The sequence below is a fragment of the Actinophytocola sp. NPDC049390 genome (assembly GCF_044466355.1).
Lineage (GTDB): Bacteria > Actinomycetota > Actinomycetes > Mycobacteriales > Pseudonocardiaceae > Actinophytocola.
In genome coordinates this window covers 18,641-38,752 of the sequence record NZ_JBITMQ010000015.1, presented here as the reverse complement: position 1 = coordinate 38,752, position 20,112 = coordinate 18,641, and the positions used below count along the sequence as shown (strand labels likewise).

The 20,112-nt window shown below is 69.9% G+C and carries 23 protein-coding genes and 2 pseudogenes; 11 read left to right on the top strand and 14 right to left on the bottom strand.

Translation table 11 applies throughout. The features are described from left to right. Positions 1–96: 96 nt before the first annotated feature. The 8 genes and pseudogenes from ACIBVP_RS34815 to ACIBVP_RS34780 form a co-directional block, all read right to left on the bottom strand. Complete coding sequence (locus ACIBVP_RS34815; protein ID WP_396110707.1) at positions 97–300, bottom strand: cold-shock protein; 204 nt, start codon at positions 298–300, stop codon at positions 97–99. A 144-nt stretch (positions 301–444) separates the two neighbouring features. After that, positions 445–1,326 (bottom strand): hypothetical protein, encoded by an 882-nt coding sequence (locus ACIBVP_RS34810; RefSeq protein ID WP_396110706.1) that lies wholly within the window; start codon positions 1,324–1,326, stop codon positions 445–447. Positions 1,327–1,449: 123 nt separating this feature from the next. After that, positions 1,450–1,788, bottom strand: coding sequence for a hypothetical protein (locus ACIBVP_RS34805; RefSeq protein WP_396110705.1), 339 nt, complete (start codon positions 1,786–1,788; stop codon positions 1,450–1,452). Positions 1,789–1,870: 82 nt separating this feature from the next. Beyond that, positions 1,871–2,062: pseudogene (locus tag ACIBVP_RS34800) on the bottom strand (MBL fold metallo-hydrolase); the annotation flags it as partial. Between the two features lie 29 nt (positions 2,063–2,091). Continuing rightward, entirely contained in the window at positions 2,092–2,556 is a 465-nt protein-coding gene (locus ACIBVP_RS34795) for a type II toxin-antitoxin system VapC family toxin (protein ID WP_396110704.1), read from the bottom strand. Then, positions 2,546–2,812 (bottom strand): type II toxin-antitoxin system Phd/YefM family antitoxin, encoded by a 267-nt coding sequence (locus ACIBVP_RS34790; protein ID WP_396110703.1) that lies wholly within the window; start codon positions 2,810–2,812, stop codon positions 2,546–2,548. Before ACIBVP_RS34790 ends, ACIBVP_RS34795 begins: the two co-directional genes overlap by 11 nt. Positions 2,813–2,877: 65 nt before the next feature. Next, positions 2,878–2,961: pseudogene (locus tag ACIBVP_RS34785) on the bottom strand (MBL fold metallo-hydrolase); the annotation flags it as partial. Between the two features lie 249 nt (positions 2,962–3,210). Continuing rightward, the gene (locus ACIBVP_RS34780; protein ID WP_396110702.1) at positions 3,211–3,888 is read right to left on the bottom strand and encodes an MBL fold metallo-hydrolase; all 678 of its coding nucleotides are present in this window, start codon (positions 3,886–3,888) and stop codon (positions 3,211–3,213) included. A 47-nt stretch (positions 3,889–3,935) separates the two neighbouring features. Between ACIBVP_RS34780 and ACIBVP_RS34775 the strand changes: the two genes are divergently transcribed. Beyond that, positions 3,936–4,490 (top strand): DUF1349 domain-containing protein, encoded by a 555-nt coding sequence (locus tag ACIBVP_RS34775; protein ID WP_396110701.1) that lies wholly within the window; start codon positions 3,936–3,938, stop codon positions 4,488–4,490. On the opposite strand, the gene ACIBVP_RS34770 is transcribed toward ACIBVP_RS34775, so the two are convergent. Next, positions 4,487–5,281 (bottom strand): maleylpyruvate isomerase family mycothiol-dependent enzyme, encoded by a 795-nt coding sequence (locus ACIBVP_RS34770; RefSeq protein WP_396110700.1) that lies wholly within the window; start codon positions 5,279–5,281, stop codon positions 4,487–4,489. The genes ACIBVP_RS34775 and ACIBVP_RS34770 overlap by 4 nt on opposite strands. 187 nt (positions 5,282–5,468) lie before the next feature. On the opposite strand from ACIBVP_RS34770, the gene uvrA reads away from it, so the two are divergent. Beyond that, a complete protein-coding gene (uvrA, locus tag ACIBVP_RS34765; protein ID WP_396110699.1) occupies positions 5,469–8,321 on the top strand; it encodes an excinuclease ABC subunit UvrA in 2,853 nt (950 codons plus the stop codon). 6 nt (positions 8,322–8,327) lie between these two features. Here the strand turns inward: uvrA and ACIBVP_RS34760 are convergent, their stop codons facing one another. Then, on the bottom strand, positions 8,328–9,203 hold the full coding sequence (locus tag ACIBVP_RS34760) for an oxidoreductase (RefSeq protein ID WP_396110698.1): 876 nt from the start codon (positions 9,201–9,203) through the stop codon (positions 8,328–8,330). A gap of 41 nt (positions 9,204–9,244) precedes the next feature. Between ACIBVP_RS34760 and ACIBVP_RS34755 the strand changes: the two genes are divergently transcribed. Continuing rightward, positions 9,245–9,688, top strand: coding sequence for a polyketide cyclase (locus ACIBVP_RS34755; RefSeq protein ID WP_396110696.1), 444 nt, complete (start codon positions 9,245–9,247; stop codon positions 9,686–9,688). Here ACIBVP_RS34755 and ACIBVP_RS34750 read toward each other — a convergent pair. Beyond that, positions 9,673–10,500 carry an NAD(P)H-binding protein gene (locus ACIBVP_RS34750; RefSeq protein ID WP_396110695.1) on the bottom strand — a complete coding sequence of 276 codons (828 nt, stop codon included), beginning with the start codon at positions 10,498–10,500 and terminating at the stop codon, positions 9,673–9,675. The two genes, ACIBVP_RS34755 and ACIBVP_RS34750, sit on opposite strands and share 16 nt — an antisense overlap. Positions 10,501–10,603: 103 nt before the next feature. On the opposite strand from ACIBVP_RS34750, the gene ACIBVP_RS34745 reads away from it, so the two are divergent. Continuing rightward, positions 10,604–11,596, top strand: a complete 993-nt coding sequence (locus ACIBVP_RS34745; protein WP_396110694.1) for an AraC family transcriptional regulator — start codon at positions 10,604–10,606, stop codon at positions 11,594–11,596. Here ACIBVP_RS34745 and ACIBVP_RS34740 read toward each other — a convergent pair. Next, complete coding sequence (locus tag ACIBVP_RS34740) at positions 11,580–12,296, bottom strand: hypothetical protein (protein WP_396110693.1); 717 nt, start codon at positions 12,294–12,296, stop codon at positions 11,580–11,582. The two genes, ACIBVP_RS34745 and ACIBVP_RS34740, sit on opposite strands and share 17 nt — an antisense overlap. A gap of 278 nt (positions 12,297–12,574) precedes the next feature. Continuing rightward, positions 12,575–13,138: a TetR/AcrR family transcriptional regulator gene (locus tag ACIBVP_RS34735; protein ID WP_396110692.1), complete on the bottom strand. Its 564-nt coding sequence runs from the start codon at positions 13,136–13,138 to the stop codon at positions 12,575–12,577. Between the two features lie 44 nt (positions 13,139–13,182). Between ACIBVP_RS34735 and ACIBVP_RS34730 the strand changes: the two genes are divergently transcribed. Continuing rightward, positions 13,183–13,641 (top strand): pyridoxamine 5'-phosphate oxidase family protein, encoded by a 459-nt coding sequence (locus ACIBVP_RS34730; RefSeq protein ID WP_396110691.1) that lies wholly within the window; start codon positions 13,183–13,185, stop codon positions 13,639–13,641. A 31-nt stretch (positions 13,642–13,672) separates the two neighbouring features. Here the strand turns inward: ACIBVP_RS34730 and ACIBVP_RS34725 are convergent, their stop codons facing one another. Beyond that, the gene (locus tag ACIBVP_RS34725; RefSeq protein ID WP_396110690.1) at positions 13,673–15,019 is read right to left on the bottom strand and encodes a cation:dicarboxylate symporter family transporter; all 1,347 of its coding nucleotides are present in this window, start codon (positions 15,017–15,019) and stop codon (positions 13,673–13,675) included. A 146-nt stretch (positions 15,020–15,165) separates the two neighbouring features. On the opposite strand from ACIBVP_RS34725, the gene ACIBVP_RS34720 reads away from it, so the two are divergent. From ACIBVP_RS34720 to ACIBVP_RS34695, 6 genes are all read left to right on the top strand, one after another. After that, positions 15,166–16,758, top strand: coding sequence for an ATP-binding protein (locus tag ACIBVP_RS34720; protein WP_396110689.1), 1,593 nt, complete (start codon positions 15,166–15,168; stop codon positions 16,756–16,758). Then, positions 16,755–17,462 carry a response regulator gene (locus ACIBVP_RS34715; protein ID WP_396110688.1) on the top strand — a complete coding sequence of 236 codons (708 nt, stop codon included), beginning with the start codon at positions 16,755–16,757 and terminating at the stop codon, positions 17,460–17,462. The genes ACIBVP_RS34720 and ACIBVP_RS34715 overlap by 4 nt, the downstream gene beginning before the upstream one ends. A gap of 330 nt (positions 17,463–17,792) precedes the next feature. Continuing rightward, entirely contained in the window at positions 17,793–18,410 is a 618-nt protein-coding gene (gene infC, locus ACIBVP_RS34710; protein WP_396110686.1) for a translation initiation factor IF-3, read from the top strand. A gap of 76 nt (positions 18,411–18,486) precedes the next feature. Continuing rightward, positions 18,487–18,681, top strand: coding sequence for a 50S ribosomal protein L35 (rpmI, locus tag ACIBVP_RS34705; protein WP_396110685.1), 195 nt, complete (start codon positions 18,487–18,489; stop codon positions 18,679–18,681). Positions 18,682–18,752: 71 nt separating this feature from the next. After that, positions 18,753–19,130 carry a 50S ribosomal protein L20 gene (gene rplT / locus ACIBVP_RS34700; protein WP_378061904.1) on the top strand — a complete coding sequence of 126 codons (378 nt, stop codon included), beginning with the start codon at positions 18,753–18,755 and terminating at the stop codon, positions 19,128–19,130. Next, the gene (locus ACIBVP_RS34695; RefSeq protein ID WP_396110913.1) at positions 19,127–19,954 is read left to right on the top strand and encodes a TrmH family RNA methyltransferase; all 828 of its coding nucleotides are present in this window, start codon (positions 19,127–19,129) and stop codon (positions 19,952–19,954) included. The genes rplT and ACIBVP_RS34695 overlap by 4 nt, the downstream gene beginning before the upstream one ends. Positions 19,955–20,112: the final 158 nt, after the last annotated feature.

Below are 20,112 nucleotides of genomic sequence, written 5' to 3'. Positions count from 1 at the left end.
CTCCCCCCCCCCCCCCGCGGGCCCCCCCCCCACACCCCCCCCCCCCCCCCCCGGCCCCCGCGGGCCCCCCCCCCCCGGCGGTGGCGACAAGCTATCTCAGATGGCGGTGACGCCGGTGGCCTGCGGGCCCTTCTGGCCCTGGCCGACCTCGAACTGCACGCGCTGGTTCTCGTCCAGCGACTTGAAGCCGTTGCCCTGGATCTCCGAGTAGTGCACGAAGACGTCGGCGCTGCCGTCGTCCGGCGCGATGAAGCCGAAGCCCTTCTCGGAGTTGAACCACTTCACGGTGCCCTGAGCCATGTTTCTTTCCTCTGACTGTGTGGTGATACGAGTCGCCGCTGTCTGCGGCGGAATGTCCGACCACACAGGGGAGGTGCGAACGCCCGCAACATGTTTCGCGAGCGCGCAATGACACGAACACAAAACCAACGACAATCCGCAACTCTACACGACGCCGTTCGCACGCAGCGTCGAGAGCGCCGCGACGGTCGCGTACCCGCGCCACTCCAGCGCGGCGGCGGGGGAGTAGCTGTCGAAGTCCACGATCCACCCACCGTCGTCCTGCTGCCCGTCGGCGAGCCGCGCCAGGTCGGCGGCGATCACGTCGTCGGAGAACAACCGCCGCGCGGCACGGCCCGGCAGGGGCGCGAAGTCGAGCGGCCGCATGGTCTCCCCGGCCTTCCCACCCGTGACCGGCACGAGCCCGTCGGCGGGGATGAAGGCCGCGAGCCTGTCGAGCAGCTGCCCGGCCTCGTCGTGCGTGCCGTGCACCTCGTCGAGTAACCCGACCGCGAACCGCAGCTCGATGGCGTGCGGCGCCGACTCCAGCGCGGCGACGGCGTCCAGGCAGTACCGGGTGGCCGCCACGAGCCACGGGTGCCGGGCGACCCGCTCGTCCCGCGCCGCGACACGGTGCCCGACCCCGGCCACGAACGCCGTGCTCTGCAGCGAGGACGTTCTCGGGTCGGCCTGCACCCAGAAGGGCGCGCACCCGGCCGGGCCGGCGACGGGGACCGCGAACGGCACGCCGCCGTCGGGCAGCGACACCCGCTCGAGCCAGTCGCACACCTCGAGCGCTCTGTCGGTGGGCCCGACCTCGGCGAACACCTCGAACGCGTGCAGCGCCCCACCGGGCTGGCTCTCGGGCGCCCGGAGGTCGGGTTCGAGGCCCCAGCCGTACCCGCCGTCAGGGTTCCGGTACCCGTCGACGGCGGCGAGCACGGCCTGGGCATCCCCGTCGCCGAAGAGGAACTCGAACCGTCGCCGGTCGAGCACGCGCGCGTGGGTGGCCATGAAGGAAGCGGCAGCAGCGAGATCGACAGTCACGCCTCGATTGTCGCGCGGCCGCAACCGGAGGTCTTGGAGGTTTCGGACGCTCACGCGCCCGGTCGGCTGCTCCGATCCGGAGCGCGAGTGCGGCGCTGGAACAGGGCGAAGCGCAGGCGTGTGTCAACGCGGCGCACGCCGCGGCGGCGTTGCGGGCAAGTGGTCCCACTCGCTCCATGGCTTCGGGTGAAGGTTGCCGGCGGCCTTGTCGAGCCCGAAAAAAGGATTGGTCGACCAGGCAATCTGTTCGACGGACGCGCCCGGCCGCGTCGCTGCCCACACTTCCGTGTCGGCGGGACGCCAGATTGTCAGGCAATCAGCTGCGTGCGAGACCTCGAACTTCATCGAGCTGGGTCCACGGAACGTCAGCAGCACCCGCTCCGCGGGAGGGAACTCGTACGCCATGCCCTCGGGCTCGACCAAGAGGCTGACCGGGCCCTGCTGCATCGTGTCGACCAGCATGCTGACCACGGTCGGCTGTTTCGCGGAGCGCTTCCCTCTCATGAGGTCAGTCTGCCCGCCGGAATCACGTGAACGTCGGTGTTCACCAGCCGCGTTCGCGCCATTCGTCGAGTTTCGGGCGTTCCGTGCCGAGGGTGGAGTCGTCGCCGTGGCCCGGGTAGAACCACGTGTCGTCCGGGAGTTTGTCGAAGATGCGTGACTTCACGTCGTTGAACAGGGACGTGAAGTTCTCCGGCGACGTGGTCTTGCCGACCCCGCCGGGAAACCGCGAGTCACACTGACGGTGAACAACCGGGGTGATGGTCAGCGTCCCTCATGGGGTACAGCGGGCCTGGTGACTGGCACGACGGTGAGCAGGTCGTGAAGTCCGTCGAAGTCACCGGGATTCGTCGTGAACAGAGGAAGTTCTTCGGCGATGGCGGTTGCGGCGATCATCAGGTCGCCGATGCGGCGCCGTGGCTTTCGTCCGACGGCGACCACTGAGGCGGTCACTCGGCCGTAGATCCTGGCCGCCTCGACGTCGAATGGGATCGGATCGAACTCGTGCTCGGCACGTTGAAGAACGTCAAGGCGCCGGGCGCGTTCGGCATGTTCGTCATAGGTGTTCTGCTCGCTGTTCGGTCGCACTTGGTGTGGACCTGCGGAGAGTTCGGCGAGCGTTATCGCGCTGATCGCCATCTCCTCCGGCAACTCGGCTGGATCGACCCAGCGGCGAAGGATCAGGATGTTCGTGTCGAGGAGGCCCTGGCGATGGGGACTACTGCTCATAGGGGTCGATGACCTCCTGATCCGCCGCGGCATCCTGGTCCGCGCGGAAAGCGTTGATGTCGACGCTCGCGGCGTTGCGTGACATGGCGGTGAACTCATCTCGGGCAACGAAGCGTCGGCGCCGACGCAACGGAATCAGTTCTCCGATTTCATGTCCGTCGCGAGTGACCGTGAAGGACTGCCCGTTCGCGACGGCGTCCATGATCTCTTTGGACCGGCTGCGAAGGTCGCGCTGATTGATCTCAGGCTGAGCCATGGTGCCCATGATACGCGCTTGTGCCACTCGGTGGCACCGTGTGGCACGTCTTGGTAAAGGCGGCCCTACCAGCTGCGTTCGCGCCACTCGTCGAGTTGGGGGCGCTCGGTGCCGAGGGTGGAGTCGTCGCCGTGGCCGGGGTAGAACCACCCCCGGGAGGAGCAGTGACGTGCGTAGCCCAAGCGCCCTCTGCGGAGCCGCTAAGCGCGCGTCGTTGGGGGCAAGTGGTCCCACTCGCTCCATGGCTTCGGGTGAAGGTTGCCGGCGCCTCGACCAAGAGGCTGACTTGGCCCTGCTACATGGTTTCGACCAGCATGCTGACCACGGTGGGCTGTTTCGCGGAGCGCTTCCCTCTCATGAGGTCAGTGTGCCCGCCGGAATCACGTGAACGTCGGTGTTCACCAGCCGCGTTCGCGCCATTCGTCGAGTTTCGGGCGCTCGGCGCCGAGGGTGGAGTCGTCGCCGTGGCCCGGGTAGAACCACGTGTCGTCCGGGAGCTTGTCGAAGATGCGTGACTTCACGTCGTTGAACAGAGACGTGAAGTTCTCCGGCGACGTGGTCTTGCCGACCCCGCCGGGAAAGAGCGAGTCGCCGGTGAAGAGGTGGCCGTGGCCGTTCGGGTCGCGGTACAGCAGCGCCACCGAACCGGGTGTGTGGCCGCGCAGGTGGATGACCTCCAGCACGCAGTCGCCGACCGGCACCGTGTCGCCCTGGGTGACGTAGCGGTCCGGGGGTACGGGCAGCGGACCGGCGTCGGCCTCGTGGGCGATCGTGTCCGCGCCGTAGGCGCCCGCGACCGCGCCCAGGGCGGCCCAGTGGTCGCCGTGCTGGTGCGTGGTCACGATGGTGCGGAGGGTGGGCCGGTCGTCGCCGTGGCCGATGAGGTCCGACAGGCGTTCCGGGTCGTTCGCGGCGTCGATCAGCAGCGCCTCGCGCGTGCCGCGGCACACGAGCAGGTAGGCGTTGTTGTCCATCGGGCCGACGGAGATCTTGGTGATCGTCAGCGCGTCCAGCGTGCGCCGCGACGCGGGGCCGCCTGGCTCGACATGACCGGTGTACTCCTCGACAACGTCCACGCCACGGACCCTAGCGGCTGGCGCGGGCGGGCTGACAGCATGGCCTCGTGGAGGACCTGATCACGAGCGGCTGGCGCTGGTTCAACGAGCCTTCGGCGTGGGGCGGCGACACCGTCACGACCGACCCCGACACGGACTTCTGGCGCACCACCCACTACGGCTTCGTCCGGGACACCGGGCACGTCCTCGGTGTCGACCAGGCGGGCGACTTCGTGCTGACCGTCACCTTCGCGGGTGACTACCGGGAACAGTTCGACCAGGCCGGGATCGCGATCCGGCTCGACGAGAAGAACTGGATCAAGAGCGGCGTCGAGCTGGTCGACGGGCAGCAGCAGATCTCGGCGGTGGTGACCCGCGAGGTGTCCGACTGGTCGGTCGTCGCGCTGGCTGAGCCCGCCGCGTCGGTCACGGTCAAGGCGGAGCGGACCGGGGACACCGTCACGATCTCGTACGGCCTGAACGGTGCCCCACCTGCGACGATGCTGCGGCTGGCCTACTTCCCACCGGAATTGTCGGTGCTCGCTGGTGTGATGTGCGCGTCACCGACCGGGAAGGGGTTCACCACACGGTTCGAGAACATCACCATCACCGCGACGGGCTAGCCCCACGCGGGCAGTATCGGCACGTCGCCGTCCAGGCCGTCGCCGTCGGAGCGGCCCGTCAGCCACGCGATCGCGGCCGCGGCACCGCCCGACACGTCGTGGCGGTCTTCGTCGCGGCCGTTCACGAGGTCCCACACCCGCTCGTGGCCGTCCGGCAGTTCGACGGTGAGGCGTACGCGCTTGCCGTCGGGCCGGTTGATGTGCCTGGTGACGGCCTCGGCGACGAGGTGTTCCAGGTGCTCGTCCGGCACGTCGGCGAACGTGACGCCCGCGTCGAGGTCGACCATGTGCACCCACAGCTCGTGCAGGCGCATCGACGGGATGTTGGCCGCCGGGAACGGGATCGGGAGGCGCGCCGTCACGGAGGCGGACCACGCCAGCTCCGGCATGCCCGTCGCGGCGACCATGAACCGGTCGCAGGCCGCGCGGAGGTCCTCGACCAGGACCTGGGCGAGCCGGCCCGCGCCCTCCTCGATGTCCGCGTCGCGGTCGGCGTTGCTGGCGTACATTGGATGCTCGACGCCGGTGCGTGCCCAGGTCAAGAGATTGACCAGCCCATCGGCGTTGCGGGCGAGGTGGGTCACGACGTGGGCCCTCGACCAGCCGGGCAGCCCGCTCGGCCGGTGGATGGTGTCCTCGCCGAGCCCCGCGACAACGTGGTCGAGTCTTTCCGTCGCCTGTCGCACCAAGGGAAGCAGGCGCACCGCGCGTCGCGCCGCCGACCGTTCGTCGGCGCGCCGCTGTGCGGGTACGTCGTTCTGTCCGATGGATGCTTCAGGTGAGATGCTCATACCGCCCATCCCCGCGTGTTCGGTGGCAGACCTGGTTACTCCAGCGTAGGTGAGCGCGGCAGTTGACCGGTAGTCACCGAGCGAACCGGAAATTGTCGGTGCCCTGTCCTAGCATGGCCCCCGGCCACGGCCGACGGTCTCGAACCGCCCCGTGACCAGCAAGAACTGATACTTCGAAGGGACTTCAGTGGCTGACCGCCTCGTCGTCCGCGGCGCCAGGGAGCACAACCTGCGCGGCGTTGACATCGACCTGCCCAGGGACAGCATGATCGTGTTCACCGGGCTGTCCGGCTCGGGCAAGTCGAGCCTGGCGTTCGACACGATCTTCGCGGAGGGCCAGCGCCGGTACGTGGAGTCGCTCTCCGCGTACGCCCGGCAGTTCCTGGGCCAGATGGACAAACCGGACGTCGACTTCATCGAGGGCCTCTCGCCGGCGGTGTCGATCGACCAGAAGTCGACCAACCGCAACCCGCGGTCCACCGTCGGCACGATCACCGAGGTCTACGACTACCTGCGCCTGCTGTTCGCGCGCGCGGGTAAGCCGCACTGCCCGCAGTGCGGTGAGGCGATCAGCAAGCAGACGCCGCAGCAGATCGTCGACCAGGTGATGGCCATGGAGGAGGGCCTGAAGTTCCAGGTCCTCGCGCCGGTCATCCGCGGCCGCAAGGGCGAGTACGTCGATCTGTTCTCGTCGCTCCAGTCGCAGGGCTACTCGCGTGCCCGCGTCGACGGCGTCGTGCACCAGCTCACCGACCCGCCGACGCTGAAGAAGCAGGAGAAGCACGACATCGCGGTCGTCATCGACCGCCTGCAGGTCAAGGCCAGCGCCAAGCGGCGGCTCACCGACTCGGTCGAGACCGCGCTGCGTCTCGCCGACGGCCTGGTCGAGCTGGAGTTCGTCGACCTGCCGGAGAACGACCCGCACCGCACCCGCGGCTTCTCCGAGAACCTGGCCTGCCCGAACGGCCACCCGCTCGCCATCGAGGACCTGGAGCCGCGCTCGTTCTCGTTCAACTCGCCCTACGGCGCGTGCCCGGTGTGCACCGGCATCGGCGTCCGTCAGGAGGTCGACCCGGAGCTGGTCGTGCCGGACGACGAGATGTCGCTCGCCGACGGCGCGATCGCGCCGTGGGCGGGCGGGCAGACCGCCGAGTACTTCCAGCGGCTGCTGACCTCGCTCGCCGAGACCATCGGGTTCCGCATGGACACCCCGTGGCGCAAGCTGCCCGCGAAGGCGCAGAAGGCGGTGCTGCACGGCACCACCGACCAGGTGCACGTCCGCTACCGCAACCGGTACGGCCGCGAACGCTCCTACTACGCCAACTACGAGGGCGTCATCCCGTTCCTGGAGCGCCGCCAGGAGCAGACCGAGTCCGAGTACATGCGGGAGAAGTACGAGGGCTACATGCGGGAGGTGCCGTGCCCGGCGTGTGAGGGCACCCGCCTCAAGCCGGAGATCCTCGCGGTCACGCTCACCCACAGGAAGCACGGTCCGCGGTCGATCGCCGAGGTGTCGAACCTGTCGATCAGCGAGTGCGCGGACTTCCTGTCCGGGCTGCAGCTGGGCAAGCGCGAGTCGATGATCGCGGGCGCGGTGCTGAAGGAGATCCAGGCGCGGCTGCGGTTCCTGCTCGACGTGGGCCTGGACTACCTGTCGCTCGACCGCGCCGCGGGCACGCTGTCCGGTGGCGAGGCGCAGCGCATCCGGCTGGCGACGCAGATCGGCTCCGGTCTGGTCGGCGTGCTGTACGTGCTGGACGAGCCGTCGATCGGCCTGCACCAGCGCGACAACCACCGGCTGATCGAGACGCTGACGCGGCTGCGCAACCTGGGCAACACGCTGATCGTCGTCGAGCACGACGAGGACACCATCCGCCAGTCCGACTGGGTGGTCGACATCGGCCCCGGCGCGGGCGAGCACGGCGGCCAGATCGTCCACAGCGGTCCGTACGAGAAGCTGCTGAAGAACAAGAAGTCGCTGACCGGCGCGTACCTGTCCGGGCGCGAGCAGATCGAGGTGCCCGCGTTACGTCGCCCGGTCGACAGGAAGCGGCAGCTGACCGTCGTGGGCGCGCGGGAACACAACCTGCGCAACATCGACGTGTCGTTCCCCCTCGGCTGCCTCGTGTCGGTCACCGGCGTGTCGGGTTCGGGCAAGTCGACGCTGGTCAACGACATCCTGGCGACGGTGCTCGCGAACAAGCTCAACGGCGCGCGGCAGGTGCCGGGCAGGCACACCCGGGTGAACGGGCTGGCAGCCGTCGACAAGCTGGTGCGCGTGGACCAGTCGCCGATCGGCCGCACCCCGCGGTCCAACCCGGCGACGTACACGGGCGTGTTCGACCACATCCGCAAGCTGTTCGCGGCCACGTCCGAGGCGAAGGTGCGCGGCTACCAGCCGGGCCGGTTCTCGTTCAACGTCAAGGGCGGCCGCTGCGAGGCGTGCGCGGGCGACGGCACCATCAAGATCGAGATGAACTTCCTGCCGGACGTGTACGTGCCGTGCGAGGTCTGCAAGGGCGCCCGGTACAACCGCGAGACGCTCGAGGTGCACTACAAGGGCAAGACCATCGCCGAGGTCCTCGACATGCCGATCGAGGAGGCGGAGAAGTTCTTCGAGCCGATCCGCGCCATCCACCGCCACCTGAAGACGCTGGTGGACGTGGGCCTCGGGTACGTCCGCCTAGGTCAGCCCGCGCCGACCCTGTCCGGTGGTGAGGCGCAGCGCGTGAAGCTCGCCTCGGAGCTGCAGAAGCGGTCCACCGGCAAGACGGTGTACATCCTCGACGAGCCGACGACCGGCCTGCACTTCGAGGACATCCGCAAGCTGATCGGCGTCATCAACGGCCTGGTGGACAAGGGCAACACGGTGATCGTCATCGAGCACAACCTCGACGTGATCAAGACGTCGGACTGGATCGTGGACATGGGTCCCGAGGGCGGCTCCGGCGGCGGCACGGTCATCGCCGAGGGCACGCCGGAGGACGTGGCCGAATTCGACAACTCGTACACCGGGCAGTTCCTGAAGACGGTGCTGTGAGGTCGCTCAGAACGTGAAGGTCACGTCCGTCAGCTTCTCCGACAGGGTCCACAGGGCACCCGCCTTCTCCTCGTCGCGTGACGCCCTGCTCGACGGGACCACCTTCGGGTAACCGTGCTGTGTCGTGATGCCGCCCGGCCCCGCGAAGGAGCCGTTCGGCAGGTCCACCGTCGCCGCGTACAGGGTCGGCAGGGCGCCCATGGCCGCGCTCTGGGCCACCAGACGGTTGCCCAGCCCCATGATCGTGTCCATCAGCGTTTCCGTGTGGGACTGGAGGTTCGTCGACGCGTAGCCCGGGTGCGCGGCGTGTGCCTTCAGCGGCGAGCCCGCTGCGGTCAGGCGGCGGGCCAGTTCGTACGTGAACAGCAGGTTCGCGAGCTTCGACTGGTTGTAGGCGAGCCAGCGCTGGTACCGGCGGCGCTCCCAGTTCAGGTCGGTCACGTCCACCCGGCCGAACCAGTGCATCGTGCTGGACACGGTCACCACCCGGTCCGTGACGCGGTCGAGCAGCAGCCCGGTCAGCGCGAAGTGCCCGAGGTGGTTGGTGCCGACCTGCATCTCGAACCCGTCGGCGGTGCGGCGGTGCGGGATCGCCATCACGCCGGCGTTGTTGACCAGGACGTCCACCGGCTCGTCGACCGACTTCGCGAACTCCCGCACCGACGCCAGGTTCGCCAGGTCCAGTGCCCGCACCTCGACGGTGTCCGCCATGGTCGCGGCGGCCGCGTTGCCCTTGTCGACGTTGCGGCAGGCCAGGATCACCCGCGCGCCCGCCGCGGCGAAGGCCGATGCCGCCTCCCGGCCGATGCCGCTGTTGGCACCCGTCACGATCACCGTGCGGTCGTTCTGGGGCGGCAGGTCGGCCAACGTCCACTTCGCCATGGCAGAACCCTAGTGGGCGCCGGCCCCGGCATACTCGACCTGTGACGCTCAACGACTACTGGTTCCGCAGCGTCTGGTCCGTCCGCGTCCCCACCGGGCGGCTCTACTCCGCCCTCGTGGACCTCGCCTGCTACCCCGACTGGTGGCCCGACATCCGGGCCGTCACCCGGGTCGACGACGACACCGCCGAGGTCACCTGCCGCTCGGTCCTGCCCTACAGCCTCCGGTTCCGGCTGCACCGGGCCGTCGAGGACGAGACCGCGGGCCGGATGCGGGTCGACATGACCGGTGACCTCGAGGGCTACGTCCAGGGTGAGGTCGCCGCCCACCGGGCCGGGGCGCTGCTCGCGATCACGCAGCGGGTCGCCGTCACCAAGCCGCTGCTCCGTGCCCTCGCGCCGGTCGGGCGGCCCGTCTTCCGCGCCAACCACGCCCTCATGATGTGGCGTGGCCAGCGCGGACTCCGCGCCTACCTCGCGAGCTGAGCGGCGGGCAGCCACACGGCACGGTTCTCGCGGGCGAACGTGGCGAAGTCCTTCGCCGGGCGGCCCAGCGCCTGCTCAACGCCGTCGCCGACCCACGCGTTCCTGCCGTCCAGCACCTCGCCGAACAGGTAGCCGAGCAGTTCCGCGACGTCCGAGGGCAGCCCGTCCCCGGTGGCGGCGGTGACGTACTCGTCGAGGTCCATCCGCCGGTAGGTCAGCGGCCTGCCGGTCGCCTCGGCGATCTCCGCCACCGCGTCCGCGAACGTCAGCAGGCGGGGGCCGGTCATCTCGTACGTCCTGCCGCCGTGTCCCGGTTCGGTCAGCGCGGCCACCGCCACGTCGGCGATGTCGTCCGCGTCGACGAACGGCTCCGTCACGTCACCCGCGGGCAGCACCACGTCGCCGGCCAGCAGCGGATCGAGGAGGTAGCTCTCCGAGAAGTTCTGGTTGAACCACGCGCACCGCACGACCGTCCACTCGACGCTGCCCGCCCGCACCACGTCCTCCGCGACCTGTGCCTCCGCCTCGCCGCGGCCCGACAGCAGCACCAGCCGCCGCACGCCCGCCTTCTCCGCCAGACCGGTCAGCTCGCGGATCGCGTCCACCGCGCCCGGCACAGCGAGGTCGGGGAAGTACGACACGTACACCGCGTCGACGCCTGCCAGCACCGGTGCCCACGTGTCGGGTCGCTCCCAGTCGAACGGCGGCGCGCCCGCCCTGGTGCCCCGTCGCACCGGCACGCCGCGTGTGGTCAGGCGCTCCGCGACCCGTCGTCCGGTCTTGCCGTTGGCGCCCAGTATCAGTGTGTTCACGATGTTCCTCCTCGGTCTGCAGTACATCCAGCAGACCACGGCAGGCTTGGCGAATCCATGACTGTCCGACGCCATTTCCTGCCCATTCGTCCAGGCTTCTTGGATGGTCGATGCGACAGCGGGGATAGTTGACGGCATGAAGGGCTTCGACCCGTGGGCACCCACCGACCCGCTCGGTGAGGCACTGCACCTGCTGCGCATGAACGGCGCGTTCTACTGCCGAACCGAGATGTCCGCGCCGTGGGGCATGGCGATGCCCGCCATGCCGGGCCACCTGTGGTTCCACGTCGTGACCGCCGGGCGCTGCCTGCTCCGCACCGCCGACGGCGAGACCCGGACCATGAGCCAGAACGAGCTGTTCCTCGTCCCGCACGGGCAGGGCCACGCATTGCTCAGCGAACCGGGCGTCGCGACGCCGAACGTCATGGACCTGCCCCGCGACCCCGTCAGCGACCGCTACGAGACGCTGCGGCACGGCGGTGGCGGCCAGGTGACGCACATGATCTGCGGCGCGATCCGGTTCGACCAGCCCGGCGCCCGGCACCTGATCGAGGTGCTGCCGAAGACCATGCACATCGAGGCCGCCGACGCGGCGCCGGACAGCTGGATGCCGAGCCTGCTGCGGCTCATGGCGAGCGAGGCGCGTGAGCTGCGCCCCGGCGGCGAGGAGGTGATCACGCGGCTGTCGGACATCCTCGTCATCCAGGCCATCCGCGCGTGGCTCGACTCCGACCCGGCGGCACGCACCGGCTGGCTCGGCGCGCTGCACGACCCGCAGCTCGGCCGTGCGCTCGCACTGATCCACCGCCGCCCGGACCACGCGTGGACGGTCTCGTCGCTGGCGGCGGAGCTGGCTATGTCCCGCTCGGCGTTCTCGGCGCGGTTCACGCAGGTGGTGGGGGAGCCGGTGATGCAGTACGTGACGCGCTGGCGGATGCAGGTGGCGATGCGCTCCTTCGAGGAGGGGCGCACCACCACCGCGGAACTGGCCCGCAAGCTCGGCTACCGCTCGGAGGCCGCGTTCGCGCGGGCCTTCAAACGGGTGCTGGGCGTGTCCCCGGGCGCGGCGAAGAAGCGACTCACTCCGGCGGGCTGACCGCGACCCAGTCCGGTCGTGCCAGCAACGCCCGGTACTGGCGGAGCGGCTCCGGCCGCCGCCCCTCGGCCACGTCCGCCAGCCGGGTGGCGGCACGGTGCCGGTCCGGGGTCGGCGGCAGCGTGCCCAACGCCTCGGCGTGGGCGGCCAGCACGAGGTCCGCGGGTGGGTACGTGTCGACTGTCATGCCCATGCCTTCGGCTTCGCTCATCACGATCAGCAACCGGCTCGTGTGGTCGACCAGCGCGGCGTCGGCGCCGGGACGGGTGATCGCTTCGTGCAGATGTGCGGCGGTGGCCACCGTCCCGGCGATGTAGCCGTTGAGGAAGTTGCCGTCACAGGCGTTGCGCAACAACCACTCCCGGTGCTGGAACGGGCCGACCTCGCACAGGGCTTCGACGACGTACACCCTTCCCCAGCCGCCGACCCGCTGTGCCAGCCACCGGAGTGCGTCGGCGCCACCGGATCGCCGCCTCAGCGCACGGGCGGCCAGCGGGCCGAAGGTGTCGGACAGCAGGCCGATGGTCTGGATCAGGGGGATGTCGTCCTCGTCCCAGACGGTGGCCAGCAGTGCGAGGCCCATGGTGACCGCGCACTGGTCGGTGCCGTGCCGGACCAGCCAGCGCCCGGTGGCCCGCACCCGCTTCTTCTCGGCACGAAGCGCGGCGGCGGTGATGTGGTCGTTGGGATGGATCGGCACGGCCACGTCATGGCAGGCGGTCGCGAGTTCGGCAGGTGTGGCGGCGGGGTCTCCGAAATGGGCATCGAGAAGCCTTGCCGCGGCGGCGCCTCTGCGCCGTGGGTCTTCCTTCAGATCCGGTCGACGGTGGAGCAGCTCATGGCCCGGGTAGGGCTTGCCGTCCTGGGGGAGCGGGGTGTCCGGGTGTTCGCGATGCAGCCGCAGTGCATGCGCGTAGAGGGCGGTCACCGCGGGGAGATGTGCTCGATTCTGTCAGGCATGCCGGAATTCTGGCACCGTCAGCGCCACGTGTTCAAGATCGCGTCGAGGTCGGTGGCCAGGATCTCCGCGAACTCGCCGGACGGGTCGAGGGCCCAGTCCATCAGCGCGCCGTGCGCCATGGCCGCGATGATCCGGGCCGCCTGCGTGGGTGGGGGCGCACCGGGCAGGTCCGCGGCCGCGAACAGTTCCGCCAGCACCTCGCGCACACCGGCCCGCATCCTGGCGAAACCGGCGCGCAGTTCGGGATCGGCGAGGTCGACCCCCAGCTGGCCGAGGTGGTTGGACGTCGTGGCCGGGTCGGCGACGCCCTCGCCGGAGACCAGCATCGTCGTCCTGATCGCGTCGAGTGGGGCGAGTCCGGCAGCGGCCTCCCGCAGCCACGGGGCCATGCCGTCCGCGCCCGCGGTCATCATCGCCAGCAGCAGGTTCCGCTTCGACCCGAAGCGGCCCGCGACCGTGCCCACCGCGACGCCTGCCTCCGCCGCCACCTGCGCCAGCGTGAAACCGGGGCCGTACCTGCCGATCGCGCGGCCGCACGCGGCCATCAGCTCGTCGTCGGAGATCTTGCGGGGGCGGGCCATGGTGTTATTGAACCACGGTTCAGAAACGCGGTAGCATCGGTGCCATGGCTGACTGGAAGGACATCGAGAAGGACGCGCCCGAGTTCGCCGAACGAGTGAAGAGCCGGTTCGCGGCGGGCATCCACAAGACCATCGCGACCCTGCGCAAGGACGGGTCGCCGCGGATCAGCGGCTCCGAGCTGGACTTCAAGAACGACGACGTGACCATCGGCATGATGGGTGACTCGCTGAAGCTGCGGGACGTCCGGCGCGATCCGCGCATCGCCGTGCACAGCCCCTCCCTCGACCCGCCGGAGGACCCGACGCAGTGGGTCGGTGACGCCAAGCTCGCGGGCCGGGTCGTCGAGATCCCGCCACCCGCGGAAGGGGCGGAGCCGGGTGCCGGGTACTTCCGCATCGACATCGACGAGGTGGTGCTGACCTACGTCGGCACCCCGGCGGACCACCTGGTGATCGAGTCCTGGCACGAGGGCCGCGGTCACCGGCGCCGCACCAGGAAATGAGAAACGGCCGCCAGGTGGCGGCCGTTTCGGCTTACTTGCTGGGTTCCTTCTCCGCGGGTGGCGCCGCGGCGTGGTCGTCGATCAACGTCCGCTCGTCGAACGGGTCCTCGCCGGACAGCACGCGGTTGGCCCGGTCGCGGTCGAACTCCCTGGTCCACGTGCCCATGAGCACCGTCGCGACCGAGTTGCCCGCGAAGTTGGTCAGCGCCCGCGCCTCGGACATGAACCGGTCGATGCCGACGATCAGGCCGACGCCGTCGACCAGCTCCGGCCGGTGCGACTGCAGGCCACCGGCGAGCGTCGCGAGACCCGCGCCGGTCACACCCGCGGCACCCTTCGACGCGATGATCATGAACAGCAGCAACCCGATCTGCTCGCCGACCGACAGCGGCGCGTCCATGGCCTCGGCGATGAACAGCGTCGCCATGGTCAGGTAGATCGCGGTGCCGTCGAGATTGAACGAGTACCCGGTCGGGATCGTGATGCCGGCGACCGGCTTGCTGACGCCGAGGTGCTCCATCTTCGCGATCAGCCTCGGCAGCGCCACCTCCGACGACGACGTCGACAGGATCAGCAGGAACTCCCGCGACAGGTAGCGGAACAGCGTGAGGATGTTCATCCGCGCGACCAGCCACAGCAGGCTGGACAGGATCACGAACACGAACAGCAGGCAGGTCACGTAGAAGCCGATCATGATGATCGCGAGGCTCTTCAACGCGTCCACGCCGGTCTCGCCGACCACCGCGGCGATCGCGCCGAACGCGCCGACCGGCGCCGCCCACATGATCATCGCGAGGATGCGGAACACCAGCCGCTGGAGGTGGCCGACGCCGCGCAGGATCGGCTCGCCCTTCGAACCCATGGCCTGCAACGCGAACCCGGCCAGCAGCGCGACCAGCAGGGTCTGCAGCACGGAACCCGCGGTGAACGCCGACACCAGGGTCTCCGGGATGATGCCGAGCAGGAAGTCGACCGTGCCCTCGGCCTCCTTGACCTGCGACTGGCCTGCCTCGCGGACGCTGTCGGTGAGCTGCAGCCCCTCGCCGGGGTGCAGGATGTTGCCGACGACGAGACCGATGATCAGCGCGACCGTCGACATGGCGAGGAAGTAGCCGATGGCGAGGGTGCCGACCTTGCCGACCTTCGCGGCCTTGGCCACCGAGCCGACCCCGAGCACGATCGTGCAGAAGATGATCGGGCTGATCATCATCTTGATCAGGTTGACGAACCCGGTGCCGAGCGGTTTCAGTTCCTTCCCGACCTCGGGCCACACCAGGCCGATCAGGATGCCGGCCGCGACCGCGACCACCACGGCGATGTAGAGGAGATGGGTCCGGTCGCGACGACGTGGTCGGGCCGGTTGTTCAACGCTGGACACGAGACCTCCTGGCAGGGACTGGTGGGCAGACGGAGCGGAGCTTGCGCAGCGACCATCGGGATTGTCCGAACCGCTATGACCGGGGTCACGTTTCTGTTCATTAAGTAGACGGGCGTTCGAAGATCGTTGTGAAGCGGGCCACACTGATGCGCATGACACGTGAGCGTCGGGGGTGGAGCCTCGCGCGGCAGTTGCTGGTGCTCCAGGTGATCATCGTCGGGGTGCTGGTCGTCGCCGGTGCGGTCCTCGCGTACCTGGACGTGGCGGGCCGGACGGAGGACTCCACGCGCGAGGAGGTCATCTCGGTCGCGCTGACGATCGCCGACTCACCCGCCGTCGTCGACGTCGTCCAGGCCAACGAACCGAGCGCGATCCTGCAGCCGTTCGCCGAGCGCGTCCGCCACGACACCGGCGTCGACTTCATCACGATCATGGACACGGACGGGCGCCGGTTCACGCACCCGAACCCGGACCGCATCGGCGAGAAGTTCCTCGGCCACATCGACGAGGCGCTGGCAGGCCGGGTGTTCACCGAGACCTACACCGGCACGCTGGGCCCGTCGGTCCGCGCGGTGGTGCCGGTCCGCGACGGCGACCGGATTGTCGCGCTGGTCAGCGTCGGCATCACGCTCGACGCGATCGCCGGGCAGGTCCGCGACCGGCTCGTGCCGCTCGTGGTGGTCGCGCTCGTGACCCTCGCGGCCGGCATGACCGGCACGTACCTGGTGAGCAGGCGCCTCGCCCGCCAGACGCACGGTCTCGGTCCGGCCGAGCTGGGCAGGCGCCTGGAGTACCACGAGGCGATCCTGCACACCGTCCGCGAAGGACTGCTGCTGGTCGACCAGGCGGGCCGGGTGACGCTGTGCAACGACGGCGCCCGCGCGCTGCTCGACCTGGCCGGGGAGGTCGAGGGCAGGCTGCTCGGCGACCTCGGGCTGCCCGCCGCGATGGTCGCGAGCATGGCGCCGGACCGCACGACCCGCGACGAGATCCACCTGACCGAGCGGCGCGTGCTGGTCGTGAACTGCACACCCGTCCGGTCCGGCAACAGCGCGCACGGCACGGTCGTGACGTTGCGGGACCACACCGACCTCCAGGCGCTGACCGGCGAGCTGGACTCGGTCCGCGGGTTCGCCGAGTCGCTGCGCTCGCAGGCGCACGAGGCTGCGAACCGCCTGCACACGGTGGTGTCGCTGGTGGAGCTGGGCCGGTACGAGGAGGCCGTCGAGTTCGCGACCGCCGAGCTGGCGCTCGCGCAGCAGCTGACCGACCGGGTGGTGAACGCGGTGTCCGAGCCGGTGCTCGCCGCGTTGCTGCTCGGCAAGGCGGCGGAGGCCAACGAACGCGGCGCGGAGCTGGTGATCACGCCGGAGACGGAGATCGACGACGCGGTGCTGCGCGGCACGATCGCGCCGAGGGACGTGGTCACCATCCTGGGCAACCTGATCGACAACGCGCTCGACGCGGCCATCGAGGGCGGGAACGCGCCGAGGGTGTTCGTCACGGCACGGACCGAGGACGGGGCGTTGCTGCTGCGGGTCGAGGACACCGGGCCCGGGCTCGCGGCCGGTGAGGTGGCGTTCGACCGCGGCTGGTCCACGAAGGCGGACGGTCGCGGCCTGGGCCTGGCGCTGGTCCGGCAGGCGGTGCGCCGCGGCAACGGGACCATCGAGGTGGGCCAGGGGGAGCGGGGTGCGGTGTTCACCGTCCGGCTTCCCACTGCTTTGGTGTCGTCGTGATCTCCGTTCTGGTGGTCGAGGACGACCTGGTGGCCGCCGACGCCCACCGGCTCTACGTCGACCGCGTCGACGGGTTCGCCGTCGCGGGGGTCGTGCACTCGGCGGGGGAGGCGCGGCGGGCGCTCGGGCGGCTCGACGTGGACCTGCTGCTCCTCGACCAGTACCTGCCCGACGGAAACGGGCTCGACCTGTGCCGTTCTCTGCGAGCGGAAGGGCGCCTCGTCGACGTCATCATGGTCACCTCGGCCCGCGACCTCGCACTGGTGCGTGCCGCGGTGTCCAGTGGCGTGGTGCAGTACCTGCTGAAACCGTTCACCTTCGCGACCCTGCGGGACAAGCTGGAGCGGTACGCCCGCTTCCGGCACGGCGTCGACCAGGCCGAGGAGGCCGACCAGACGAACGTGGACCACCTCTTCGCGACCCTGCGCGGCAGCGAGGGCGCGCGGCTGCCGAAGGGCATGAGCGCACCGACCCTGGACGCGGTGGCGGCGGCGCTGCGGGGCGCTGACGAGGGCCTTTCCGCGAGCGCTGCCGGGGACGCGCTGGGCATGTCCCGGGTCACCGCGCGCCGGTACCTGGAGTACCTCGCGGACCACGGGATGGCCGTCCGGCAACCGAGGTATGGTCAGGTGGGACGCCCGGAACTGCGCTACCAGTGGGCGCAGGCGGGAGCGGAGCGACGGAGCGGGCACCGTCTGGACTGACGAGCACGGAGGTCCATGCGCGAGGAACGAGCCCAGGGACCTCCGCGCGCAGGAGGGAAGACGGTGGCTTAGCGGAGGAGCGAAGCGACCCGTCAGATACAGCCCGGTGGAACAACCGGTCGGGCCGTGGTGTTATCCTGAACGACGCGACCAGCCCCGCCTGCGGGGCTGCACAAGTGGAGCCCCGCTCCCACCCGAGTCACACAGTGGCCGGGTTCCGGTCGCCGCGACCTGTGCCGGACAGCTCCGGTGCTCAGGGCGCGGTTCCTCGTCGGGTGCGGCGAGGTGACCGGAATCGGGCCCCGTTCGTCACCTGACGACCGGGGTTTCGTGCTTGATGGGGATCCGCGAAGGTCGCGGAGGAGGAAGACGAACCCGGCCCGAGGAGGCCCCATCAGCTCCGAGACACGTATCAACGACCGCATCCGAGTCCCCGAGGTCCGGCTGGTCGGACCCGGTGGCGAGCAGGTCGGCATCGTGCGCATCGAAGACGCGCTCCGGCTGGCTCAGGAAGCGGATCTGGACCTCGTGGAGGTTGCCCCACAGGCTCGCCCGCCCGTCTGCAGGCTCATGGACTACGGCAAGTTCAAGTACGAGAGCGCGCAGAAGGCTCGTGAGTCGCGTCGGAACCAGCAGCTCACCGTGATCAAGGAGCAGAAGCTCCGCCCGAAGATCGACACGCACGACTACGAGACGAAGCGCGGCCACGTGATGCGCTTCCTCGAGCACGGGAACAAGGTCAAGGTGACGATCATGTTCCGCGGGCGTGAGCAGTCCCGCCCCGAACTTGGCTTCCGGCTGCTGCAGCGGCTGGCCGAGGACGTCGCCGATCTCGGCTTCGTCGAGGCCGCGCCGAAGCAGGACGGCCGAAACATGATCATGGTGTTGGCGCCGCACAAGTCCCAGAAGACCCGCCCGAAGGCGAGTGCGGGCACCGACACGATCTGACGCTTGACCGCAAGGGGCCGGGCGCCTCGCTCCGAGACGCCCGGTCGCACAACCGCGCAAGGAAGACGGCAAGACCATGCCCAAGAACAAGACCCACTCCGGTACTTCGAAGCGCATTCGGATCACCGGCAAGGGGAAGCTCCGTCGTCAGCAGGCCGGCCTCCGCCACAAGCTGGAGAAGAAGCCCAGCACGCTGACCCGCCGCCTGTCGGGCACCGAAGAGGTGGCCAAGGCCGACGTCAAGCGCGTGAAGAAGCTGCTCGGTCGCTGACCGGCCCCTGTTTCCCCTGACCAATTCGGGCGTGCTGGATCGCCGCCCTCGAGATCGATCGGATTTGCACCGTGGCACGCGTCAAGCGGGCAGTCAACGCCCACAAGAAGCGCCGCACCACCCTTGAGCTGGCCAGCGGCTACCGCGGTCAGCGCTCGCGGCTGTACCGCAAGGCGAAGGAGCAGATGCTCCACTCGCTCAACTACGCCTACCGGGACCGCCGTGCCCGCAAGGGTGACTTCCGCCAGCTGTGGATCACCCGCATCAACGCCGCGGCCCGCCAGAACGGCCTCACCTACAACCGCTTCATCCAGGGTCTGAAGAACGCGGGTGTCGAGGTCGACCGCAAGATCCTCGCGGAGCTGGCCGTGAACGACGCCGCCGCGTTCGCCGCGCTCGTCGAGGTCGCGCGTGCCAACGCCGACCAGCAGGGCAAGGCCGCTTCCTGAGCACCGCGCCACGACCCGGGGCAGCTCCGTTCACCGAACGGACACCCCGGGTCGCTGCTGCCCGGGCACTGTCGCGCCGAGTGGGGCGGCAGCGCGCCGGGCGGTTCCTCGTGGAGGGCACACAGGCCGTCCGCGAGGCGCTCACGTGGCCCGGTGAGGTGCACGAGCTGTTCGTGACCGAGGCGTTCGCCGCCCGGGACACCGAACTGCGCGGCCTGGCCGCCGACCGCGGCGTCGTGGTCTCCCCGGTGACCGACCGCGCCATGGCCGGGCTGGCCGACACCGTGACACCGCAGGGCGTGGTCGCGGTGTGCTCGTTCGTGGACGTGCCGCTGGCCACCGCGCTCGCGGGCACGCCGTCGCTGGTCGCCGTGCTGGTCGAGGTGTCCGACCCCGGCAACGCGGGCACGGTCATCCGGGTCGCCGACGCGGCGGGCGCCGACGCGGTGGTGCTCGCGGGCGACGCCGTCGACCCGCACAACGGCAAGTGCGTCCGCGCCTCCACCGGCAGTGTCTTCCACCTGCCGATCGCCCGCGCGCCGGTCGACGAGACCCTCGCCGCCTGCCGTGCCGCGGGCCTGCGCCTGGTCGCCACCGACGGCTACGCCGAGGGCGAACTCACCCCGGCCACCGCGCCCGCGCCGGTGGCGTGGCTCTTCGGCAGTGAGGCCCACGGCCTGCCCGACGAGGTGAAACACGCCGCCGACACGGCACTCCGCGTGCCGCTCTACGGCAGAGCGGAGAGCCTGAACCTGGCCACCGCCGCGACTGTCTGCCTGTACGCGAGCGCGTGGCGTGCACACGGTTCACCCGATCAGGGTTAGCTGCGTGCCTGGTCGGGAAACACCTCAGCTTTTCGGTCGGCGCGTTCCCCCCGAAGACGGCGATAAGGGAAACTGGGTTCGGGCCGGATCGACCGATCACCTAGGATCACTGTGCTCGCCGTACGCGCGGGCACTCCGATCCGGCAACGTCCCTGGAG